Here is a 17,299-nt window from a genome sequence, read left to right as displayed (position 1 = left end):
AGATGTGTATAAGAGACAGGGTCGATGCTGATCTCGTCGGCGTCGAGGTTGGCGAGGGCGCCGGCGAGCACGTCGGCGCTGAACGTGCCGTCGTCGCGGGCGTCGAGGAGCGCGGTGCGCTGCGCCCGCAACTGCTCCAGCCGGGCCGCCTTGTAGCGGCCGAACGCCTCCGGCGTGCGCTCGCTGATCTCGGGGAGCGGAACCGTCCGAGCGGCCCGGTACAGCACCTCCATCAGCCGGCGCCGCTCATCGCGCTCGGCGGCCGGGTCCGCCGCGGCCGGCTTCACCAGCCGCAGCACGGGCCCGAGCGTGCCGCCCTGCAGCAGCAGCGAGCCCGCCGCGACGAGGAACGCGATCAGCACCAGCACCGACCGACCGGGCGTGTCCTGCGGGAGGCTCTGCGCGGCCGCGACCGTGACGGCCCCGCGCATCCCCGCCCACACCACGATCGAGCCCTCCCGCCAGCCGAGCGGCGCGCCCGTGAAGTAGTCGATGTCGGCCAGGACGCGCCGCAGCCGCGTGCCGAAGCGCGCCAGACTCTCGGCAGTGGGCATCCGGCGTCGCCGCTTCGAGCTCCGGCCGATGCGTCGCCGCGCCGCCTCGAAACCGCGCGCGCGCCTCCGCTCGGCCTCGGCGACTCCCGCCCAGGGCCCCGCGGTCGGATCGGGGACGATCGGGATGCGGTCCGCGCTCGCAGCCGCACCGGCGGCCCGCTCCGCTCCCGCGGTCCCGGCCGCGCCCCTTACACCGGCCTCCGCCGCACCCGCGTCCGTCGCACCCGCGGCCGCCGCCGCATCCTCGGCCGCCGCCGCACCGCCCTCCACCGCAGCACCCGTCCCTGCGCCGATCTCCCCCGCGACCCGCTGCTCGATCCCCCGCAACATCCGCTCGGGGTCGGCGAGTCGCTGCTGCAGCCGCTGGAGTTGGGGCCGCATCCGCTCGCCGCGGCGGCTGCGCCGGGCGAGGAGGGCCAGCAGCGGCGCGACGAAGGCCGCCCGCACGAGGATCGTGAGCACCAGAGCGCCCGCCGCGATGCCGACCGCGGGCAGCACGCCGGAGTGGTCCTCCTGCACCTTCTGCAGGATGCCGAACAGCTCGAGTCCCATGGTCAGGAAGATGAGTCCTTCGAGCACGAGCTCGACGGTCCGCCAGTTCTGCGCGTCCGAGAGCCGGTGCTCCGGGGACAGCACGCGCGGCGCGCGACTTCCGGTGACCAGGCCCGCGACGACCGCAGCCACTAGCCCGGACGCCCCGAGCGCCTCCGCGGGGATGGAGGCGAGGAACGGCACGGTGAACGACAGCACCGTGTTCACCGTCGCATCGGTCACCCTGGCCCGCACGATGAGGTTGAGCCGGCCGACGGCCCAGCCGAACGCCACGGCGATCACCACCGAGTACAGGAACGACAGCAGCACCGCGCCGAACGTGAACGAGGCCACCGCCGCGGCCCCCACCGCTGCGCGCAGCAGCACGAGGGCGGTGGCGTCGTTGAGGAGGCTCTCCCCCTCCAGGATCGCGACCACCCGCGGCGAGACCCCTGCCCGTTTGACGATGCTCGTGGCCACCGCGTCCGTCGGGCTCACGATGGCGCCGAGCGCGATCCCCCAGCCGAGCCCGAGCCCCGGGATCACCCACGCGAAGAACAGCCCGAGCAGCACCGAGCTGACGATGACCAGCAGCACGGAGAGCCCGCTGATCGCGCCGAACTCCCGCCGGAAGTTCATCGACGGCATCGACACCGACGCCGAGTACAGCAAGGGCGGCAGCACGCCGGCGAGGATCCACTCCGGCTCGATCGTCACCGCCGGCACGAACGGCAGCAGGCTGACCAGGATGCCGACGACGACGAGGATGAGCGGCGACGCGACCCCGAATCTCGGGCCGATGGTGGTGGCGGCGGCGATGGTCAGCACGGCGAGCACGCCGATGACGAGCAGCTCCTCCATCCCCCGCCCCTCCGCTCAGAGCACGATGTGCATGGCGCGCGCGGCGTCGGTGATCGAGCCGGACAGCGACGGGTACACGGTGAAGGCGCGCGCGACCTGGTCGACGGTGAGCCGGTGCTCGACGGCGAGCGCGAGCGGGAAGATCAGCTCGGAGGCGCGCGGCGCGACGATCACACCGCCGATCACCGTGCCGGAGCCGGTGCGGGCGAAAAGCTTGACGAAGCCGTCGCGCAGGCCCAGCATCTTCGCCCGCGGGTTCGACTTGAGCGGCAGCTTGTAGATGTCGCCCTGGGCGATGCCCTCCTCGATCTGCTTCTGGTTCCAGCCGACCGTCGCGATCTCAGGCTGCGTGAAGATGTTGGAGGTCACGTTGCGCAGCTCGATCGGGTTGACCGCGTCTCCCATCGCGTGGAAGACGGCGGTGCGGCCCTGCATCGAGGCGACCGATGCCAGCGGCAGCGAGTCGGAGCAGTCGCCGGCGGCGTAGATGTTCGGGATGGAGGTGCGGGCCACCCGGTTCGTGCGGATGTGGCCGGACGGCGCCAGCTGCACCCCGGCCTCCTCGAGCCCGATGCCGGAGGTGTTCGGGATGGAGCCGACCGCCATGAGGCAGTGCGAGCCCTCCACCGTGCGGCCGTCGGTCAGGGTGGCGACCACGCCGTTCTCGGTGCGCACGACCGACTCGGCGCGCGACTTGGACAGCACCTGCATGCCGTTGCGCTTGAAGACGTTCTCGATCACGCGCGCGGCGTCGGCGTCCTCACCGGGGAGGACCTGGTCGCGCGACGAGATCAGCGTCACCTTGGAGCCGAGCGCGGTGTAGGCGGAGGCGAACTCCGCGCCGGTCACGCCCGAGCCGACGACGATGAGGTGCTCCGGCACCTGCGGGAGGTCGTAGAGCTGGGTCCAGGTGAGGATGCGCTCCCCGTCCGGCACGGCGGAGGGCAGCACGCGCGGGGTGGCGCCGGTCGCGATGACGATCGTGTCGGCCTCCACCCGGTCGAAGTCGGTGCCGGCCCCGCCGCCGGCGGTCGAGACGATCAGCGCGCTCGGGCCGTCGAGCCTCCCCTCGCCGTTGACGATGCGGACGCCGGCGCGGACGAGCTCGGCGCGCATGTCCTCCGACTGCTGCCGCGAGAGCCCCATCAGCCGCTTGTTGACCGCGGCGAGGTTGACCGCGAGCTCTGGCCGCACCGGCTTGCCGGACTCGCCGCGCGTGAAGAACTGCACGCCGAGATCGGCGGCCTCGGCGATGGCGTTGGTCGCCTCCGCGGTGGCGATCAGGCTCTTGGAGGGGACGACGTCGGTGATCACGGCCGAGCCGCCGACGCCGGAGCGCTCGACCAGCGTCACATCGCCGCCGAGCTGCGCCCCCGCGAGCGCCGCCTCGTAACCGCCTGGTCCGCCGCCGAGGACGGCGATCCGCTGCTTGCGCTCGAACTCATAGGCCATGCCCACCATTCTTCCGTATCGCCGCGCACCCCCGCGCGCGCTCCGATGCGCATCCCGGCGGCCCCTCCCCGCCGCAGGCCCGCTCAGTAGAGTTGCCTCATGCTGGAATCCATCACGAACCCGCTCGACGACCTCGCGACCGACCCGTTCGAGGTCGCACGGCAGGCCGCCGAGCAGCTCGCCGACAAGACCGGCGTCGCGAAGCACGACATCGCCCTCACCCTGGGCAGCGGCTGGGGCAGGGCCGCCGACCTCATCGGCGAGACGACCGCGACCATCCCCGCCACCGAGATCGTCGGCTTCAGCAAGCCTGCGCTGGAGGGGCACGTCGGCACCCTCCGCTCGGTCCTGCTCCCGAACGGCAAGCGCGCCCTGGTGATCGGCGCGCGCACCCACTACTACGAGGGCCACGGCGTCCGCCGCGTCGTGCACAGCGTCCGCACCGCCGCGGCGGCGGGCGCGACCACGATGATCCTCACGAACGGCGCCGGCGGCATCAAGGAGCACTGGAAGCCCGGCACACCGGTCCTGATCAGCGACCACATCAACCTGACGGCGGACTCCCCGCTGGAGGGCGCCACCTTCATCGACCTCACCGACCTCTACTCGCGGCGCCTGCGCGACCTCGCCAGGACCATCGACCCGACGCTCGACGAGGGCGTGTACACGCAGTTCCGCGGCCCGCACTACGAGACGCCCGCCGAGGTGCAGATGGCGAAGGCGGTCGGCGGTCACATCGTCGGCATGTCCACCGCACTGGAGGCGATCGCCGCCCGCCAGGCCGGGATGGAGATCCTGGGCATGTCGCTCATCACCAACCTCGCCGCCGGCATCCAGAAGACCCCGCTCAGCCACCAGGAGGTCATCGACGCCGGTCGTGCGGCCGAGCCGGTGATCAGCGCGCTGCTCGCCCAGATCGTGGAGGCACTGTGAGCGCCGCAGCCGCCGGTCGGCTCGACACGCCCGCCCTGCTGGAGGCCGCTCGGGCCTGGCTGGCGCAGGATCCGGACCCCGAGACCCGCCAAGAGCTCGACGACCTGGTGGTCGCGGCCGAGGCGGGTTCCGCGGAGGCGGTGGACGACCTCCACTCGCGCTTCGACACCCGGCTCGCGTTCGGCACCGCCGGCCTCCGCGGCGAGATCGCGGCCGGCCCCAACCGGATGAACCGCGTGCTCGTCGCGCAGGCCGCCGGCGGCTTCGCGCGCTGGCTGCTGGAGCACGCCGAGGGCGGTACGCCGTCGGTCGTCATCGGGTACGACGGCCGCAAGAACTCCGACGTGTTCGCGCGCGATACCGCCGAGCTGATGGCCGGAGCCGGGGTGCGCGCAGTGCTGCTGCCGCGCCTCCTGCCCACACCGGTGCTCGCCTTCGCCGTGCGCCACCTCGACGTGAGCGCCGGCGTGATGGTGACGGCCAGCCACAACCCGCCGAACGACAACGGCTACAAGGTGTACCTCGGCGGCGGGAACCACGGCTCGCAGATCGTCTCGCCCACCGATGCCGAGATCGCGGCGCACATCTTGGAGGTCGCAGCGGGCAGCGTCGCAGACCTCCCGCGCTCCGAGCGCTACGAGGTCGCACCCGACGACATCGAGGAGGCGTACATCGCCGCCACCGCCGCCGTCGCGGTGACCGACGCGCCGCGCGACGCCGTCTCGTTCGCGTACACCGCGATGCACGGCGTCGGCTGGCGCACCGCCCGCGCCGTGTTCGAGCGGGCCGGATTCGCGGCTCCCGCGCTCGTGACGGCCCAGGCTGACCCCGACCCCGCCTTCCCGACCGTGGCGTTCCCCAACCCGGAGGAGCCGGGCGCGATGGACCTGTCGTTCGCGACCGCGCGGGAGGCCGGGGTCGACCTCATCATCGCGAACGACCCGGACGCGGACCGCCTGGCCGTCGCCATCCCGGACGCGACCGCCGACAGCGGCTACCGTCGTCTGTCGGGCAACGAGGTCGGCGCCCTGCTCGGCTGGCGCGCCGCCGAGCTGGCCGAGCGCACCTCCGGGGGCGCCGCCTTCGGCACGCTCGCCTGCTCGATCGTCTCGTCGCCCGCCCTCGCCGCCGTGGCCGATGCCTACCGGCTCGACTTCGCCGACACCCTGACCGGCTTCAAGTGGGTGTCGCGCGCCGCCGGACTGATCTTCGGCTACGAGGAGGCGCTGGGCTACCTGGTCAACCCCGGCACCGTCCGCGACAAGGACGGCATCTCGGCCGCGACCGCGTTCCTCGACCTGGCGAACGAGCTCGCCGCCTCCGGCCGGACGATCGCGGACCGTCTGGACGACTTCGCCGAGCGGTTCGGCTTCTTCGCGAGCGACCAGATCTCGATCCGCGTCACCGACCTCTCGCGCATCGGCGAGATCATGGCCGCCCTGCGCGCCACCCCGCCGAGCCGCCTCGGCGAGGTGCGGGTCGCGCAGATCGACGACCTGCGCGACGGCTTCCAGGGCCTCCCGCCGAGCGACGTGCTCCGCATCCGGCTCGAGGACGGCTCCCGCGTGATGGTCCGGCCGAGCGGAACCGAGCCGAAGCTCAAGATCTACATCGACGCCTCCAGCGACCAGGGCGACCTGGCGCAGCGCCGCGAGACGGCGACCGCGCGGGTGGCCGCTCTGGCGGCGGCGATGCGGGAGCTCACCGCCTAGCGGCGCTCAGGCCGCAAGCGGCTGCTGCGCCCGGCCGCGGTAGCCCAGCAGGAACACCCCGAGCGCCGCGGCGGTCACGATGGCCCCGGCGATGGGCACGGCGATCGCCCCGCCCGCCGCCAGCGCCGCCGCGCCGATCGGCGGCGCGACGGCGATGCCGACGTACATCGCGGTCGAGTACCAGGAGAGCGCGAGCGCCGCGCTCTCCTGGTCCACGTTCACCAGCCGGTGCTGAACGGGGATCGCGATGGCGAAGGCGGCGACGCCCCAGATGGCGAACACCACCACCGACGCCGCGAAGGAGTGCTCCACGAACGCGAGCACCACCAGCGCGACGGCCTGGGCGAGCAGCGCGACGACGGCGACGGTCCGGTTGCCCAGCCGGTCGGTCAGCGGACCGGCCACGGCGTTGCCGGCGACGCCCGCCGCGCCGTACGCGAGCAGGAGGACCGCGAGCAGGGTGCCGGAGCCTCCCGTGGAGGCATGGGTCACGGCCGCCGAAAAGATGTAAACGATGTTGAATCCGGCGACCATCAGGAGGGTCGTCAGCAGCGGAGCGGCCACCCGCGGGTTGGCGAGCGGCGCGAGCCGGCGCCGGAACGAGACCGGTGCGGGGACGGGCACACCGCGCACCACGAGCGGGATCGCCACGACGAGCAGCACGGCGATCGCCACGATGCACCACAGCGCGAACCGCCATCCCGCGACTCCGCCCAGCGCGGTGCCGAGCGGCGAGCCGACGGCGGTCGCCAGCGTGAACCCGGCGCCGACGAGCGCGAGCGCGCGACCGCGCTTCTCCGGCGGCGTCAGCGTGGCCGCGGCCGCCGTCGCGGTCGGGACCAGCGCTGCTCCCCCGAGCCCGGAGAACGTGCGGCCGGCGATGAAGACCCCGAGGTCCGGGGCGAGCGCCGACACCGCCGTGCCGAGCGCGAAGACCGCCAGCCCGGCGGCCATGAGCGGCGCCCGCGGAACGCGGGGCAGGGCGATCGAGACCGCCGGGGCGGCGACGGCGACCAGCAGCGAGTAGCTGGTGATGGACCAGCTCACCTGCGTCGCGGTCGCGCCGAGCCCGGCGGCGACCTGCGGAAGGAGGCCGGCGATCACGAACGCGTTGGTGCCGACCACGAAGAGCCCGAGGGCGAGGACCAGCAGTGCGGGAGTCGACCTGCGGTAGGATTGTTCGACGAACGTCATACGGTTACCGTACGGCTATTGTTCGATGTTTGTCAAACGATTCGGGTGAGCATGACCGACTATCCCATCCCCGCCATCGACGAGGTGGAGCTCGTGGAGGTGCTGCGCGCCGTCGCCGACCCCATCCGCCTGCAGATCGTGCGCGTGCTGGCCGACGGCCGGCCGCACCCGAAGTCGATGACCGAGTGGGGCGTCGATGTGCAGAAGTCCACGATGGCGCACCACTTCAAGACGCTTCGGGAGTCCGGCCTCACCCGCACGATCGTCAGCGGGCGCACGCACGAGATCCAGCTCCGCCGCGACGAGCTCGACGCTCGCTTTCCCGGGCTGATCGACGCGATCGTCCGCTAGCCGAGCGCCTCGTCGAGCTTGCGCTCGAGCTCCTCGAGGTCGAAGTAGTTCTGCACCACGATCACGTCGGCGTTGGTGGGGCCGATCTTGTCCACCAGCTCCGGGGAGGTGAGGATCACCTGCGCGTCGGCGGCCGCGACGCCGATGTGCCCGAGGTCGGAGGCCGTCACGTCGGCGTCGATCCCGAGCCGGTCGAGCACACGCTCGGCGTTGACCTTGAGGATGCCGGAGGTGCCGACGCCGACGCCGCAGATCGCCACGATCTTCATCGCACGCCGCCCGTCACTGCACGGCCTCGGCCTTCAGGATGCGCTGCACTTCGGCGACGCTGGTCGCGGCGGCCAGTGCGGGGATCGCGTCGGGCTCGTTGAAGACGTTCGCCAGCTCCGCGACGCTCGTGACGTGCGCCTCCGGCGTCGACACCGCGAGGCCGAGCACCACCGAGACGGGGTCGTTGTGCGGGTGGCCGAAGACGACCGGCTCGTCGAGGGTGACGACCGAGAGCCCGTCCGTGTTCACGTCGGGCCCCGGCCGGGCGTGCGCGAGGGCAAGCCCGGGGGCGATGACGATGTACGCGCCGAACTCCTCGATGACCTGGATCATCCGTGCCGCGTAGCCCTGCTCGGTCGCGCCGGACCGGGCGAGCGCCGCGCCGGCCAGCTGCACAGCCTCGCGCCAGTCGGCGGCGTGCGCGCCGACGGTCACGGCGGAATCGGGCAGCGGCGGCAGTGGCATGGTCTCAGCGTAGCCGTCGGCGGCTCAGGAACCCTCGAAACCTGCTGTGATGATGTCGGCCAGCTCTTCACGTTCCTCGAACGGCAGGAACGCGCCGGCGGCCGCGTTGAGCTGGAAGATCTCCAGGTCCGTGCGGTCGTAGGCGAAGGCGTCCGCGAGCAGGCTGAGCTCGCGGGTCAGCGAGGTGCCGCTCATCAGCCGGTTGTCGGTGTTCACGGTGACGCGGAAGCCGAGCTGGTACAGCAGGTCGAACGGGTGGTCGATGAGCTCGCTGCCCCAGGCGGCGATGGCGCCGGTCTGGAGGTTGGAGGTCGGGCTCGTCTCGAGCGCGATCTCGCGGTCCTTCACCCACTGCGACAGGGTGCCGAGGGTGACGTAGGTGTTCTCGTCGTCCTGCCGCTCGACCGTGATGTCCTCGGCGAGCCGGACGCCGTGGCCCAGGCGGAGGGCGCGGCCGTCGAGGAGGGCGCTGCGGATGCTGTCGAGCCCGTCCGCCTCCCCCGCGTGCACGGTGGCCGGGAAGAACTGTGCCGCCAGATAGTCGAACGCCGCCCGGTGGTTCGACGGCGGGAACCCGGCCTCCGGCCCCGCGATGTCGAAGCCGACGACGCCGCGGTCGCGGTGCCGCACAGCCAGCTCCGCGATCTCGAGGCCGCGGTCGTTGTGGCGCATGGCGGTGACGAGCTGGCCCACGCGGATGCCGCCGCCGGCGGCGCGCACGTCCTCGATGCCCTGCTCGATGCCGGCCTGCACGGCCTCCACGGTCTCGTCGAGGCTGAGGCCGCGCGCCAGGTGCTGCTCGGGCGCCCAGCGGATCTCGCCGTAGACGACGCCGTCGGCGCCGAGGTCCTGCACGAACTCGCGGGCCACACGCTCCAGCCCCTCGCGGGTCTGCATGACCGCGGTGGTGAGGTCGAACGTCTTCAGGTACTCGACCAGCGAGCCGGAGTTCGACTTCTCGGCGAACCACGCAGCGAGCGTCTCCGGGTCGTCTGCCGGCAGCTCCAGCCCGATCTCGCCGCCGAGCTCCAGCACCGTCGCGGGCCGGAGGCCGCCGTCGAGGTGGTCGTGCAGCGACACCTTCGGGAGGAGGCGGATGTCCGTGCCGTCGGGCAGGAGGTACTCGTTCGTCGCGTCCGTCATGCTTCTCACCCTATGCGCTCGGCTGCGGTGGAAGAACCCGTCTGGACCGCGTCAGTCGTCGCTCCACAGCGCGTCCATCGTCGTGTCCGTCGGGCGCGGCGGGACGACCTCCCACGCCGGGATGCTCCGCACGAACCGTGCACTCTCGTTCTCGATGCCGATCGCCATGTCACGCCCGACGAAGGCGGAGCCGACGACGCCGTCGCTGCGATCGTCGCCGAGGAGGTTGCTGCGGAAGTCGTAGTACTCCGAAGCCGCCCCCGTGACGACCGCCTCCACGCAGTCGAGGATCATCCACTCCGACCCGGCGATGCCCGCGGAGAGCGGCACCCGGAACGAGAACCCGGCCAGAACGACGCAGGTGTCCTCCTCGAGGCGCAGCTGAATCGGACTGCCGTAGCCGTGGGGGAAAACCCACACCCGCGTGCCGCCGTGAGCGAATTCCAACGTCGCGTGCTCGCCGAGGTAGCGCTCGATCAGCGAGCGCAGGCGCTGCGGGTCGAATCGTGATTCAGGCATCGACGGCTCCAAAGGTGATGAGCAGCAGGAGGACAAGGTCGGCAAAGAAGTGGGCAACGAGCGCGGCAAGCGTACCGCGGTGCAGTCTGACGACGAGCATCCGCGCCACCACAGCGAACACGGTCGTCATGATGACGCCCACCCAACCGCCGGGAAGGGAATGAAGATGTGCGAGGCCGAACAGCGCCGCCATGATGCCCGTCGAAGCGCAGCGCGCGCGAACGGTTGCGCTCGGCATGGCGTCTGACAGCACGCGTCTCCAAAGCAGCTCTTCCCACGTCGAATTCAGGCCGGCCGCCAACACGCACAGGACGAACGGCACGAGCGGACTCGGGAATACGGAGATCCACGGCGGAAGGAACGAGTAGAAGACTAGCGACGGCTGATCGGTCCACCACAGCCACAGGGCGACAGCGCACGGCAGCGCCACGACGCTGCCGACCGCGATCGCCCCGCTCGTAGAGCGCCCGAAGACCCCTCCGCGAGGACGGAACGGGACGACGAGAAGCGGCGCGAAGAGTGCGCAGGCCAGGTGCAACGGCGTCGCCGCAAGCGCGAACGCGAGGACCATGGCTCCGCCAGCGGCTCGGCCGCCGCGCCCCCCGCCAGCAACGATCATGGCGGCAGCCCCGACAGCGCTCACACCGAAACCCAAGGGCTGACACCACCCGGCGATTGCCTGCCCGCTGGCGACCGCGAGCGCCGCCGCAGCATCGAGTCCGTCTCGCCTGACGCCGGGGTCACCGGTAGCCCGTGACGCGACAGCTATCTGCATGTGATCGGCGACGACTTCCCGTACTCCCAATTAGCCGACGCCGACTTGTTTCCAGCCAGGCGGGCAGATCCTCTTGCCGCGGCCCGATAGGTCCCGGCCGAGCAAGCTACGTCGTTCGTGTTGAACTGGTAGGGGATCTTCGCTTTGATCGTCGCGTACGTGGTGGTTCTCTGAGTTCCACCGACGTCGACCCACCTCCCGCCGGACGAGCGCTGCATCTTGATCGTCATGGAAGCCGTATTGACGACCGCAGAACAGGTCACCGTCGCCTTCGCATTCATGACGGTGCGGTTCGAATGCCGCTGGTGTGCGTTCTGGACGTTGAAGTCACAGGAGACGCCGTAGAACTGCTGCGTGCATCCCGTCAGTCCCGTCACCAGGACCGCGGCTGCGACGATCGCGGTGGCGGTGCGATTTCGTCGAACTCTGCCAGGGGAGGTGGCAAGGCGCGCCCTCATGTGATGTGTATCCGTTCTTCGTCGAACGAGGCACCCACTCGGCCTCGACCGACTCAACGTATCACATCTTAAATTTTAGCCGGGCCTAGGCGATCCGCTCCGCCACCAGCGGGCCGCGCTCGAAGGGCGTCCCGGGAGGCGCGATGCGGTATGCGCCCTCCAGCGCCTCCAGTGCGCGCTCGAAGCGGGCCGGCTCGTCGGCCGACAGGGTGAACAGCGGCTGGCCGGCCTTCACCTCGTCGCCCGGCTTCGCGTGCAGGTCGATGCCCGCCGCGTGCTGCACCGGGTCCTGCTTGCGGGCGCGGCCGGCGCCGAGGCGCCAGGCGGCGATGCCGAAGGGCAGGGCCTGCTGCTCCACGAGCACCCCGTCCGCGTCGGCCACGACGGTGTGCGTCTCGCGGGCCACCGGGAGCGCGGCGTCGGGGTCGCCGCCCTGCGCGCGGACCGTCTTGCGCCACGAGTCCATGGCGCGGCCGTCCTTCAGTGCGGCCTCCACGTCCTCGTCGGGCCGGCCAGCCAGCGCGAGCATCTCGCGGGCGAGGGCGACGGTGAGCTCCACGACGTCGGCGGGGCCGCCTCCCGCCAGCACCTCGACCGACTCGCGCACCTCGTTCGCGTTGCCGATCGCGAGGCCCAGCGGCACGTTCATGTCGGTGAGGAGGGCGGAGGTCGCGACCCCCGCGTCCCGGCCCAGCTCCACCATCGTGCGCGCCAGCTCGCGCGAGCGGTCGATGTCCTTGAGGAAGGCGCCGGAGCCGAACTTCACGTCGAGCACGAGCGCGCCCGTCCCCTCGGCGATCTTCTTCGACATGATCGAGGAGGCGATGAGCGGGATGGCCTCGACCGTACCCGTGATGTCGCGCAGCGCGTACAGCTTGCCGTCGGCGGGAGCGAGACCGGAGCCGGCCGCGCAGATCACGCCGCTCAGCTCGCGGAGCTGGGCGAACATCTCCTCGTTCGACAGGTTCGCCCGCCAGCCGGGGATGCTCTCGAGCTTGTCGAGCGTGCCACCGGTGTGGCCGAGGCCGCGGCCGGAGAGCTGCGGCACGGCGACGCCGAAGGAGGCGACGAGCGGCATCAGCGGCAGCGTGATCTTGTCACCGACGCCGCCGGTCGAGTGCTTGTCGGCGGTCGGCTTGCCGAGACCGGAGAAGTCCATCCGCTCGCCCGAGCGGATCATCGCGAGGGTGAGGTCCTTGATCTCGCGCCTGGTCATCCCGTTGAGGAAGATCGCCATGGTCATGGCCGACATCTGCTCGTCGGCCACGTAGCCGCGCGTGTACGCGTCGATCAGCCAGTCGATCTCGGCGGTCGCGAGCTCGCCGCGGTCGCGCTTGGTCCGGATGAGGTCGACGGCGTCGAACGCCTCGACCGCGTTGGGCTGTGCCGTATTGCTCTGGGTCACTGCGAGAAGGTTCCTTAGTCGTTGTCGATGTCGCCGCCGCCGGCGTGCCCGCGCTGGTACTCCACCAGCTGGCGGGGGCCGAAGGCGTCCGGCAGCACTTCGTCGATGGTGCGGATGCCGGAGACGGTCTCCAGCAGCATCCCCTCGGCGGAGTGCTCGTACAGCAGCTGCCGGCAGCGCCCGCACGGCATGAGCGTGTTGCCGTCGCCGTCGACGCACGCGAAGGCCACGAGGTGGCCGCCGCCGGTCATGGCGAGCGACGACACCAGGCCGCACTCCGCGCACAGGGTCACGCCGTAGCTGGCGTTCTCGACGTTGCAGCCGCTCACGATGCGGCCGTCGTCGACCAGGGCGGCGGCGCCGACCGGGAACTTGGAGTACGGCACATACGCGTGGGTCATCGCCTCGCGGGCGGAGGCGCGCAGGGCCTCCCAGTCGATCGCCGGGTTCACGTACGCTCCGCTCATGACTTGATATACGGCTTGCCGTCGGCCGCCGGTGCGCGCGACATGCCGACGAGCCCGGCGACCGCGAAGATCGTCACGACGTACGGCAGCATCAGCATGAACTCGCTCGGGACCGGCGAGCCGATGATGCCGAGCACGTTCTGCAGGTTCGACGCGAAGCCGAACAGGAGGGCCGCGAGGGTGGCCTTGATCGGGTCCCAGCGGCCGAAGATCACGGCGGCGAGGGCGATGAAGCCCTGCCCTGCGGTCATCTCCTTGGAGAACGCGCCGACCGAGCCGAGGGTGAAGTAAGCGCCGCCGAGGCCGGCGACGGCTCCGGCGAGCGACACGTTCCAGAACCGGGTGCCGTTGACGTTGATGCCGACGGTGTCAGCGGCCTCCGGGTGCTCGCCGACCGAGCGCAGGCGCAGGCCCCAGCGGGTCTTGAACAGGCCGAACCACACCACGAAGATCGCGATGTACATCAGGTACTCGATGATCGTCTGCCGGAACAGCACCGGCCCGATGATCGGGATCTCGCTCAGCACCGGGATGGGCCACTCCGGCAGCCGCGGCGGACGGTTCAGCAGCCCCGGGTCGGCGGCGAGCACCTTCGAGTACAGGAAGCTGGTCAGACCGGTGACGAGCACGTTCAGCACGACGCCGACGATCACCTGGTCGACGAGGTACTTGATCGAGAACGCGGCGAGCACGAACGACACCAGCACGCCGGCGACGAGCGCGGCCAGGAGGCCGACCACCCACGAGCCGGTGAGGGTCGCGGTCATCGCCGACACGAACGCGCCGGCGAGCAGCTGACCCTCGATGGCGACGTTGACAACGCCGCCGCGCTCCGAGATCACGCCGCCGAGGGCGCCGAACACCAGCGGCACCGACAGGCTGATCGTGCCGAGCAGCAGACCCGTGACCGGCACCGGCAGCTCGCCGGAGCCCGCCCAGGCCAGGAACCCGAACATGAAGATCAGCGCGAACACGATCACGAGCCACACCGGGGTCTTGCGCGCCTGCCACGACAGCCAGGCGCTGACGGCGGTGATGATCGCGAGGAGCACGATGACGACGATGGTCGTCGAGAAGGTGTCGACCGTCAGGTTGGCGATCTTGATCGCGTCCGACGTCTCCGAGAACCGGAACGTCGACTGGCCGTGGCGCTGGAACCCGAGGAACAGGATCAGGCTGATCACGACGAAGACGGCGAACGCGATCGGCGCCTTCCAGGAGCGGATCTGCGCCTTCTCGAGCACGATGGGCGAGGAGTCGGGGACCACAGGGGCGGTGGTGCTCACTTGGCCGCCACCTCCTTCGAGACGATCGGACGCTGTCTCCGGGGAGTGCTCCCGGGCGTCGGCAGGCGGAAGATCGCCCGCACCAGCGGGGGCGCGGCGACGAAGAGGACGATGAGCGACTGCACGACCAGCACGATGTCGATCGGGATGTCGTTGGCCGCCTGGATGGTGTAGCCGCCGGCCTTCAGCGCGCCGAACAGCAGGCCGGCGACGAAGACGCCCCACGGCCGCGACCGGCCCAGCAGCGCGACCGTGATCGCGTCGAAGCCGATCCCGGCATCCACCCCCGAGCTGATCCCCTGCGGGAACACGCCCAGCGCCTGGCTCGCGCCCGCGATGCCGACGAGACCGCCGGCGATGAGCATCGCGTACAGGTAGACGTTCTTCACGTCGATGCCCGCCACGCGGGCCGCGTTCGGGTTCTCACCCACGGCGCGGAACCGGAAGCCGAGGCTCGACCGGTTGATCAGCCACCACACGAACACGGTGGCGGCGATGACCACGACGAACGCCCAGGTCAGGTTGAAGCGCGGACCGAACAGCGCCGGGAACACCGCGTTGTCGTGGATGGGCGGCGCCTTCGGGTTGTTCGAGCCCGGCGCCTGCAGCAGCCCCTGCGTGCGGAGCATGTACGAGATGAGGTAGAACGCGATGTAGTTGAGCATGATCGTGACGATCACCTCGTGGGCGCCGGTGCGCGCCTTCAGGAGGCCGACGATGCCGGCCCAGATCGCGCCGCCGACGATGCCGGCGACGACCGCGAGCACCAGGTGCAGGACCGGCGGCAGGTTCCACGAGAAGCCCACCCACGCGGAGGCCGCGGCGGCGATGAGGATCTGTCCCTGGCCGCCGATGTTGAACAGGCCGACGCGGAACGCCAGCGCGACGCCGAGACCGGAGACGATCAGCGGGGTCGCGAAGGTCAGCGTCTCGGTCAGCGGGCGGATGCCGGCGACGAAGCTCGGCCTCCGGAAGTTGTAGATCGCGCCCTGGAACATCGACACGTACGCGCTCGAGACGGAGTCCCAGATCGCGGAGAACGTGTCGCCGGGCCGGGCGAAGAAGTACCCCGCCGCCTTTTGCACGCCCGGGTCCGTCACCGCGATGAGGATGGCGCCCACGATCAGGGCCAGGACCACGGCGAGGATCGAGATGACGACCGGTCCGGCCATGATCTCGCGCATCGCCCGGTTGAAGCGGGGCTCCTCCTGCTGCTCCGGCTGCGGGGTGGGGCGGCCGTCCGCCGGCTGCGCCGTCGTCGTCTCGGTCCCGGTCATGCTGCTGCTCCCGCCTGCTCCGGCGACTCGCCGGCCATCATCAGGCCGAGCACGTCGCGCGACGTGTTGCCCGGCACGATCCCTACGATGCCGCCGCGGTACATCACCGCGATCCGGTCGGCCAGCGCCGCCACCTCGTCCAGCTCGGTCGATACCACGATCACCGGGACGCCGGAGTCGCGGGTCTCGACGATCCGCTTGTGCACGAACTCGATCGAGCCGACGTCGAGTCCACGGGTCGGCTGCGCGGCGACGAACAGCCGCAGTTCACGGCTCAGCTCGCGCGCCAGCACGACCTTCTGAGCGTTGCCGCCCGAGAGCCGGCCGACCGCGGTGTCAATCGACTGGGTGCGCACGTCGAACTCGCGCACCTTCTCCTCGGCGAAGTCCTTGAGGTAGGAGAACTGGATGTTGCCGCCCTTCACGAACGGCGCCCCGGTCGAGCGGTCGAGCATCAGGTTCTCCTGGATGGTGAACTCGCCGACCAGGCCGTCCTCGTTGCGGTCCTCCGGGACGAATCCGACACCGGCGTCGAGCACCTTGCGCACGCTGCGGCCCTGGATCGGCGTCCCGTCGAGCAGGATCTCCCCCGTCACCCGCGGCTGCAGCCCGAGGATCGCCTCGGTCAGCTCGGTCTGCCCGTTGCCCTGCACGCCCGCGATCGCGAGGATCTCCCCGGCGCGCACCTCGAAGCTGACCCGGTTGACCACGAGCTGCCCGATCGGGTCGATGACCGACAGGTCGCGGACCACCAGCGCCGGCTCGCCCGGCGTGGCCGGCTCCTTCGACACCGTCAGCGACACCGCGCGGCCGACCATCATGGAGGCCAGCTCGGTGTTGGTCGCGGTCGGCTCGGCCTCGCCGATCACCTTGCCCAGCCGGATGACGGTGATGCGGTCGGCGACCTCGCGCACCTCGCGCAGCTTGTGGGTGATGAAGATGATCGCGGTGCCCTGCTCCTTGAGCTGGCGCATGATCGCCATCAGCTCGTCGGTCTCCTGCGGGGTCAGCACCGCGGTGGGCTCGTCGAACACGAGCACCTTCGCGTCGCGCGAGAGCGCCTTGATGATCTCGACCCGCTGCTGCACGCCGACGGGGAGGTCCTCGACGATCGCGTCGGGGTCGACATCGAAGCCGAACCGGTCCGAGATCTCGCGCACCTTCGCGCGGGCTGCGGCCAGGTCGAGGCGGCCGCCGAACTTCGTCTGCTCGTGGCCGAGCATCACGTTCTCGGCGACGGTGAAGACGGGGATCAGCATGAAGTGCTGGTGCACCATGCCGATGCCGGCCTTCATCGCGTCGCCGGGGCCTGCGAAGTGCTGGACTTCGTCGTCCAGCAGGATCTCGCCCTCCTCGGCCTGGTAGAGGCCGTAGAGGACGTTCATCAGAGTCGACTTGCCTGCGCCGTTCTCTCCGAGCAGGCAGTGGATCTCTCCGGGTTCGACGGTGAGGTCGATGTGGTCGTTCGCGACCAGGGCACCGAACCGTTTGGTGATGCCGCGGAGCTCGAGCTTCATTCGGGTGGGTTTCCTTCTCTACTCGCCCGGGGTGAGTGAGGACGCGCGAAACGGCTGGTGGCCTCGATGCGCATCCACAACCCTACCTTCCTGCACAAATGTCAGTGTGTGCTCAAACGAGCAGGCCGA

At 70.9% G+C, this 17,299-nt stretch carries 16 protein-coding genes; 3 read left to right on the top strand and 13 right to left on the bottom strand.

The genetic code is table 11. The features are described 5' to 3' along the window. Both ACR9ZG_RS06360 and ACR9ZG_RS06355 read right to left on the bottom strand, forming a co-directional pair. The coding region (locus ACR9ZG_RS06360; protein WP_481283982.1) for a cation:proton antiporter domain-containing protein at positions 1–1,946 on the bottom strand (1,946 nt) is incomplete at its 3' end. A gap of 15 nt (positions 1,947–1,961) precedes the next feature. Beyond that, entirely contained in the window at positions 1,962–3,398 is a 1,437-nt protein-coding gene (locus ACR9ZG_RS06355) for an NAD(P)H-quinone dehydrogenase (RefSeq protein ID WP_481283981.1), read from the bottom strand. Positions 3,399–3,497: 99 nt separating this feature from the next. Here ACR9ZG_RS06355 and ACR9ZG_RS06350 point away from each other — a divergent pair, with 99 nt between their 5' ends. Together ACR9ZG_RS06350 and ACR9ZG_RS06345 are read left to right on the top strand one after the other, a co-directional pair. Further along, positions 3,498–4,331, top strand: a complete 834-nt coding sequence (locus tag ACR9ZG_RS06350; RefSeq protein WP_481283980.1) for a purine-nucleoside phosphorylase — start codon at positions 3,498–3,500, stop codon at positions 4,329–4,331. Next, a complete protein-coding gene (locus ACR9ZG_RS06345; RefSeq protein ID WP_481283979.1) occupies positions 4,328–6,043 on the top strand; it encodes a phospho-sugar mutase in 1,716 nt (571 codons plus the stop codon). Before ACR9ZG_RS06350 ends, ACR9ZG_RS06345 begins: the two co-directional genes overlap by 4 nt. A 6-nt stretch (positions 6,044–6,049) precedes the next feature. Here the strand turns inward: ACR9ZG_RS06345 and ACR9ZG_RS06340 are convergent, their stop codons facing one another. Next, positions 6,050–7,237: an MFS transporter gene (locus ACR9ZG_RS06340; protein WP_481283978.1), complete on the bottom strand. Its 1,188-nt coding sequence runs from the start codon at positions 7,235–7,237 to the stop codon at positions 6,050–6,052. A gap of 51 nt (positions 7,238–7,288) precedes the next feature. Between ACR9ZG_RS06340 and ACR9ZG_RS06335 the strand changes: the two genes are divergently transcribed. Continuing rightward, the gene (locus tag ACR9ZG_RS06335) at positions 7,289–7,588 is read left to right on the top strand and encodes an ArsR/SmtB family transcription factor (RefSeq protein WP_481283977.1); all 300 of its coding nucleotides are present in this window, start codon (positions 7,289–7,291) and stop codon (positions 7,586–7,588) included. Here ACR9ZG_RS06335 and ACR9ZG_RS06330 read toward each other — a convergent pair. From ACR9ZG_RS06330 to ACR9ZG_RS06285, 10 genes are all read right to left on the bottom strand, one after another. Further along, a complete protein-coding gene (locus ACR9ZG_RS06330) occupies positions 7,585–7,857 on the bottom strand; it encodes a PTS sugar transporter subunit IIB (RefSeq protein WP_481283976.1) in 273 nt (90 codons plus the stop codon). The two genes, ACR9ZG_RS06335 and ACR9ZG_RS06330, sit on opposite strands and share 4 nt — an antisense overlap. Before the next feature lie 13 nt (positions 7,858–7,870). Continuing rightward, a complete protein-coding gene (locus ACR9ZG_RS06325) occupies positions 7,871–8,323 on the bottom strand; it encodes a PTS sugar transporter subunit IIA (protein WP_481283975.1) in 453 nt (150 codons plus the stop codon). Positions 8,324–8,347: 24 nt separating this feature from the next. Next, positions 8,348–9,466 (bottom strand): adenosine deaminase, encoded by a 1,119-nt coding sequence (locus ACR9ZG_RS06320; RefSeq protein WP_481283974.1) that lies wholly within the window; start codon positions 9,464–9,466, stop codon positions 8,348–8,350. A gap of 51 nt (positions 9,467–9,517) precedes the next feature. Further along, entirely contained in the window at positions 9,518–9,985 is a 468-nt protein-coding gene (locus tag ACR9ZG_RS06315; RefSeq protein WP_481283973.1) for a hypothetical protein, read from the bottom strand. Continuing rightward, positions 9,978–10,556 (bottom strand): CPBP family glutamic-type intramembrane protease, encoded by a 579-nt coding sequence (locus ACR9ZG_RS06310; protein ID WP_481283972.1) that lies wholly within the window; start codon positions 10,554–10,556, stop codon positions 9,978–9,980. Before ACR9ZG_RS06310 ends, ACR9ZG_RS06315 begins: the two co-directional genes overlap by 8 nt. 747 nt (positions 10,557–11,303) lie before the next feature. Continuing rightward, on the bottom strand, positions 11,304–12,623 hold the full coding sequence (locus ACR9ZG_RS06305) for a thymidine phosphorylase (protein WP_481283971.1): 1,320 nt from the start codon (positions 12,621–12,623) through the stop codon (positions 11,304–11,306). A 14-nt stretch (positions 12,624–12,637) separates the two neighbouring features. Then, entirely contained in the window at positions 12,638–13,090 is a 453-nt protein-coding gene (locus ACR9ZG_RS06300; RefSeq protein WP_481283970.1) for a cytidine deaminase, read from the bottom strand. Continuing rightward, the gene (locus tag ACR9ZG_RS06295) at positions 13,087–14,376 is read right to left on the bottom strand and encodes an ABC transporter permease (protein WP_481283969.1); all 1,290 of its coding nucleotides are present in this window, start codon (positions 14,374–14,376) and stop codon (positions 13,087–13,089) included. The genes ACR9ZG_RS06300 and ACR9ZG_RS06295 overlap by 4 nt, the downstream gene beginning before the upstream one ends. Further along, positions 14,373–15,653: an ABC transporter permease gene (locus ACR9ZG_RS06290; RefSeq protein WP_481283968.1), complete on the bottom strand. Its 1,281-nt coding sequence runs from the start codon at positions 15,651–15,653 to the stop codon at positions 14,373–14,375. Before ACR9ZG_RS06290 ends, ACR9ZG_RS06295 begins: the two co-directional genes overlap by 4 nt. Further along, positions 15,650–17,170 (bottom strand): ABC transporter ATP-binding protein, encoded by a 1,521-nt coding sequence (locus ACR9ZG_RS06285; protein WP_481283967.1) that lies wholly within the window; start codon positions 17,168–17,170, stop codon positions 15,650–15,652. The genes ACR9ZG_RS06290 and ACR9ZG_RS06285 overlap by 4 nt, the downstream gene beginning before the upstream one ends. Between the last annotated feature and the right edge of the window lie 129 nt (positions 17,171–17,299).

Source organism: Leifsonia sp. KNZ12-8B, assembly GCF_056755495.1.
The sequence above is the reverse complement of the archived record's forward strand: the minus strand, read 5'-3'. Positions and strand labels throughout refer to the sequence as shown.